Source organism: Aeromonas sp. ZOR0002 (assembly GCF_963866995.1).
In the GTDB taxonomy this organism is placed as follows: Bacteria; Pseudomonadota; Gammaproteobacteria; order Enterobacterales; family Aeromonadaceae; genus Aeromonas; species Aeromonas caviae.
In genome coordinates this window covers 1-5,276 of the sequence record NZ_CAWMFQ010000207.1, presented here as the reverse complement: position 1 = coordinate 5,276, position 5,276 = coordinate 1, and the positions used below count along the sequence as shown (strand labels likewise).

At 63.6% G+C, this 5,276-nt stretch carries 3 protein-coding genes and 2 pseudogenes; all 5 read left to right on the top strand.

Features of this window, described 5'->3' with window-relative positions; genetic code table 11:
* Positions 1 to 1,871 (top strand): annotated as a pseudogene (locus tag AACR77_RS12310) (hypothetical protein); the annotation flags it as partial.
* Complete coding sequence (locus AACR77_RS12305; RefSeq protein ID WP_042863684.1) at positions 1,871 to 2,710, top strand: FTR1 family iron permease; 840 nt, start codon at positions 1,871 to 1,873, stop codon at positions 2,708 to 2,710. The pseudogene AACR77_RS12310 and the gene AACR77_RS12305, both read left to right, overlap by 1 nt.
* Positions 2,711 to 2,785: 75 nt before the next feature.
* The gene (locus tag AACR77_RS12300; RefSeq protein ID WP_042881878.1) at positions 2,786 to 4,210 is read left to right on the top strand and encodes an FAD-dependent oxidoreductase; all 1,425 of its coding nucleotides are present in this window, start codon (positions 2,786 to 2,788) and stop codon (positions 4,208 to 4,210) included.
* A 47-nt stretch (positions 4,211 to 4,257) separates the two neighbouring features.
* Complete coding sequence (locus tag AACR77_RS12295) at positions 4,258 to 4,818, top strand: hypothetical protein (RefSeq protein WP_042881876.1); 561 nt, start codon at positions 4,258 to 4,260, stop codon at positions 4,816 to 4,818.
* Positions 4,819 to 5,018: 200 nt separating this feature from the next.
* Positions 5,019 to 5,276, top strand: a pseudogene (locus AACR77_RS12290) (hypothetical protein); the annotation flags it as partial.

Here is a 5,276-nt window from a genome sequence, read left to right as displayed (position 1 = left end):
CCCGCCTCAATAGCGGCGGCAGCGGCCCGTTTGCCCGGGTCACCGTGGATGTGCCCCACTTCGCCAAGCTGGTAGAGACCGATCCCCGCCCCAAAGCCCTCAAGCGCGGTGAGCGGTTGTTCAACCTGGGTAATACTGCCGCCAATAGCCGCTTCCCCATGGCGGGGGACAACTGGATGAGCTGCAACTCCTGCCATCTGGACGGGTTCAACTTCACCAACCGCTATCTGATGGCGGCCCATCGCCAGCAGAGCGGTGACAACGCCATCAACGGCCACGCTAACCTCGCCAACATGGTGGCGGGGGACTTTATTGGCGAATACCTGCGCATGACCCAGCAGACCCAGGGCGGCATGGGTCATGACACCCGCGATGGGGCCGAGGCAGTTGACCCCGCCAAGCTCCAGCCCGAGGTGCAGGCGATGATGGAGGATCTGCACGCTTTCGTGACCAGTGACGGCAACCTCCCCTATCTGGCCAACTGGCTCAGGCTCGATGCCCCGCGCAGGGATCCTGCCAAGGCGCCGACCACCCACCCGAAAGAGTGGCTCAACTCCGCCTCCTGCCAGAACTGCCACCAACAGGCGTTCAAGGACTGGAGCGAGAGCAACCACCGGCTGATGGGCAACTCCCACCCCTACTACAAGGTGGTGCAGGCGCTGGCCCGCGAAACCGAAGGGGAGGCCTTCGGCCAGTGGTGCCAGGGCTGTCACATGCCCCAGCAGGTGATGAACGGTCAGACTGATCTGCCCAAGGGCTCTCACATGTTCGAGCAGGGCGGTGCTTCGCTCATTGCGGCCCACCAGAAAGGCGAGCCCGTGGTGGAAGAAGGGACCGGCTGTGTGCTCTGTCATCGCATCACCAAGCTCGAGGATGCCGGCGGCAACAGCGCCTTTACCGTGAATCTGAAAGACCGCGAGAGCTATGTGTTCGAGGATGCCCCGGGGGGCAGCCTCCAGCACTGGCTGGCCGAGCGGCAGATCAACGCCCGCCCCGCCATGCACAAGGCCTCTTACCAGAAGGATTTCTACCGGGACGCGTCCCTGTGCAAGTCGTGCCACAACGAGTTTGCCCCGGGCACCGGCGCCAATATCGTCAACACCTGGGACGAGTGGGAAAAATCCAGCTTCGCCAAAGCCGAAGATCCCGCCAAACGGCGCACCTGCATCGACTGCCATATGAACCCCGAGCCGGGCAATGGCGGCGCGCCGGTGGCGGGCCAGTCCACCGAAAACGGCACCGTGAAAGAGCGGCTCTATCGCCACAACTTTACCGGTGCCCAGCACCAGCTGGTGGGGCTGCGCAATCCCGCGCTCGAGCAGGAGAGCCTGGCGCTCTTGCGCTCCAGCGCCACCCTCTCGGCCCGCATTGAAAACCAGAGTGGCCAACCCGCACTGGTAGTGAGAGTCGCCAACACCGGCGCCGGCCACGCCCTGCCCACCGGGGTCGCCGATTTCCGTGAACTCTGGCTGGAGCTGACCGTTACCGACGCCAGCGGCAAGCGGGTGCTTGAAAGCGGCCAGCCGGTGAACGGCGCCGTCCCTGAGGATGCGCGGCTATTTAGAAAAGTGTTCGGCGATGCCGAGGGCAAGCCGGTGGGGCTCAAGTTCTGGCGCTATGCCAAGCTCCTTGAAGACACCCGCATCCCGGCCGATGGCTGGCGCGATGAAGCCTGGCCGCTGCCGGCTGATGCCCAGGGGCCCTTCAAGGCCGATATCAGACTCAATTTCCGCACCTACCCCAAGTGGGTCAATGATGCGGTGCGCGCCGCCGAGCCGAGCTTGCCGGAGCCACCCATAGTGCAACTCAATCGGCTGCAACTGACCCTGCAGCCCCTCCCCCTCACGCCCGATACGGAGCCTCAATCCTGATGTTCGCAAGTTTTCTCATTACCCTGCGCGAGGGGCTGGAAGCCTTCCTGCTGGTCGGCATCTGCCTCTCCTACCTCGCCAAGCTGGGGGCAAGCCGCTACAACAAGTTCATCTATCTGGGGGTGGGCCTAGGTCTCGTCGCCTCCCTTGTCGTCGCCTTCCTGTTCCAGGTGGTGGTGAGCCAGTTCGAGAGCGAACGTTACAACCACCTCTTGATGGCGGGGATCCTGATCTTCGCCACCCTGGTGCTCACTTATATGGCTATCTGGATGCAAAAACAGGCCAAATCCCAGGTGGGGGCCATGACGGCGCGCATCGATGCCGCCATCGACGGTGGCAACCTGTTTGGTCTGGTGCTGCTCGCCTTCCTGGCGGTGATGCGCGAAGGCTTTGAAACCGTGCTCTTCTTCTCGGCCCTGGTTTACTCCGGGCAAGGGGTGGATCTGCACCAGGGGCTGATGGGCGCGCTGGCGGGGCTGCTGGTCTCTGTGGTGCTGGTGTGGGGGCTGCTGCGCTCCACCCGCAAGGTGGCGCTGGCCCCCTTCTTCCGCTGGACCGGCCTGCTTATCATCATCATCGCCGCAGGCTTGCTCTCGTCCGCCGTCAACATGTTGCAGGCAGCGGACGTCATCACCTTCTGGACCACGCCTGTCTTCAACATCAGCCACATCCTCGACGATCAGGGGGTATTCGGCACCTTCCTGCGCGCCCTGTTTGGCTACAACGCCTCACCGGCGGGCCTGCAATTGCTGACCTGGGCCTGCTACCTCATCATCTTTGTCACCCTCTGGCATCGCAGCTATCGCCCCCAGGGGAGCGCCGCTCCGACCAGGGGCTGAGCCCGGGGATCACACTCTGTTCGGGAGCCGCGCACAGGCGCGCTCCCCCAGCTATCACGCCGTTTCGGAACACTCATGAACGACAACAACAAGAAGCACATTGCGGTGCTGGGCGCCGGCCCTGCCGGTCTGATGGCCGCCTGGCGCCTGCGCCAGGCCGGTTTTGCTGTCACCCTGTTCGAGCAGGAGCCGGTCGTGGGCGGCATGTGTGCCACCCAGACCTTCAAGGGGCGCGACGGGGAGTATCGCTTCGACTACGGCGGCCACCGCTTCATCACCAAGAACCCCGAGCTGCTCGCCTTTATCGACGAACTGATGGGGGACGACCTGCTCCACGCCGAGCGAAAGAGCGTGATCCGCTTTGGCGGGCGTACCTATGACTACCCCTTGAACCTGCCGAACCTCCTCAAGACGGCGCCGCTGGCCCTGATGGCCGGTGCGGTGAAAGACTTGCTGCTGTTACCCTTTGCCAAGAAGCCCACCGATTTTGCCAAGGCGAGCTTTGCCGAGTGGATCCAGAGCCACTTCGGTCGCACCCTCTACCGCCAGTTCTTCGAGGGCTACACCGGCAAGTTGTGGGGCATCAACCCGGACCAGCTCTCCGCCGACTGGGCTGGCCAGCGCATCAGCCTGATCGATCTCAAAGACGTGGCGCGCCGCCTGCTGCCAAGGCGCAACGGCAGCATGTCGGTGCGCACCTATGCCCGCAAATACCGCTATCCCAAGTACGGCTTCGGCCAGATTTTCACCATCCTGGGGGAGCGGCTGGTGACAGAGGGCGTCACACTCAAGACCGGCGCCACCATCACCCGCCTCGAGCAGGCCGATGGCCGCATCGAACGGGTGTATTGGAAACAAGATGACGTGGAGCAAAGCGAGCGCTTTGATCAGGTGATCTCCACCCTGCCGCTGCCGCTTACCTGCCAGCATCTGGGCTTGCCGTGCGATCTCCACTACCGGTCGCTTCGCTTCGTCAATATGCCCCTCAAACAGGAGAACCTGTCGGACAACACCTGGCAGTACCTCTCCGACCCCCATATTCTGGCGACCCGTCTGCAGGAGCCGCGCCGGCGCAGCCCCTTTATGGCACCAATGGGGCAAACATCCGTGATGCTGGAGATCCCCTGCAACCCGGGGGATGCCACCTGGCAGGCACCGCTCTCTGATCTGCGCGGTCGGGTCACCGCTGATCTCGACAGCCTCGGCGTCGATACCCAGAAGCTCGGCGATGAGACATTCGAAGCGCGCAGTGAATACGCCTATCCGCTGATGGATCTGGGTTATCAGGCCCGCCGCAACGAAGCCATCAAGGCGCTGATGCCGATAGGCAACCTCATCATGACCGGCCGTCAGGGGACATTCCGCTACATCTTCACCGACACCGCCATGGAGATGGGGATGATGGCCGCAGACATGATGATCGACGGGGTGGACAGACGTCACGCCATCTTCAATCATCGCAACGAAAATACCGTGATCGAGACCCAGAGCGTGGCCTGAGTGCCGCGCCATGGGCATAACCTCTTGGCAAATGTAAGGAGAACAGGATGACCATCCGCCCGGGTTTACTTGCCCTCACCCTGCTGCTGGCCCTGAGCGGTCAGGCGCAGGCTTACTCCTACGCCGCCGCCGGCAAGGAGCCGCTGATCGATGCCCGCGAGGCACTGCTGGGCGCCGCCACTGACGGCAAGGATGCCAGTGCCACCTTGAGCGAGATTGCCGAGGAGCTGACCTATCTGGAACAGCACCACAAGGTGGAGCTGCAAGCACCGCTGGCCGCCGCCATCAAGGCCAAAGACGCTGCAACCACCGCCGCCCTGCTCAACCGGGCCTACAAGGCGGAGATCGAGCGCCGCCTCGAGGGGGCCAGCCAGAACCTTGGCGACTACCAGACCGCCAAGGTGCTGGTGGTCAAGAGCAAGCGCTTCCTCGATTTGATCCTCCCCTCCCTCGATGAAGGGGATCGCAAGGCCGCCGAACAGGCGCTGGCCAAGGTGCTCGATGCCATCGGCAACCCGGGAGTGTTCGGGGTGGGAGCCAAGCCCGCCGACGCCGCCGCTTTCACCGAGGCCGAAAAAGCGCTGATGGCCGTGCTGGCACCGCTTTGATGGCAACCTGCCAATCATTGCGCCGCCTCGCTGTGACAAACGGTGGGTTTCGCTGCGCTCTACCCACCCTACGCACGGCCTACCGATAAATGCACCCGGACGCCGGTTTGCCCCCTTCTCCCCTTGCGGGAGAAGGGCTGGGGATGAGGGGTAAGGTAATGGCCCGGCGTTGGCCTTCCCCCTGCTCCACCACCATTTGGCTGCTCATTCTGCTGCAACTGGCCTGGCTTGGCTGGCTACTGACCTTCCCCGTGGCGCTCGATTCCGACGATGCCCTGAACTTCGCCCACGGGGTGACTCGCTTTAGCGTGCTGGAGTTCTCCCCCCACTTTCCGGGCTACCCCGCCTTTATCTGGCTGGCGCGACTGATCAATCTCGCGGTGGACGATCCGGCCCGCGCGGTGCAGTGGGCCAGCCTCTTGGGGAGCAGCTTGCTGGCGCCGCTAGCCGCCTTCCTC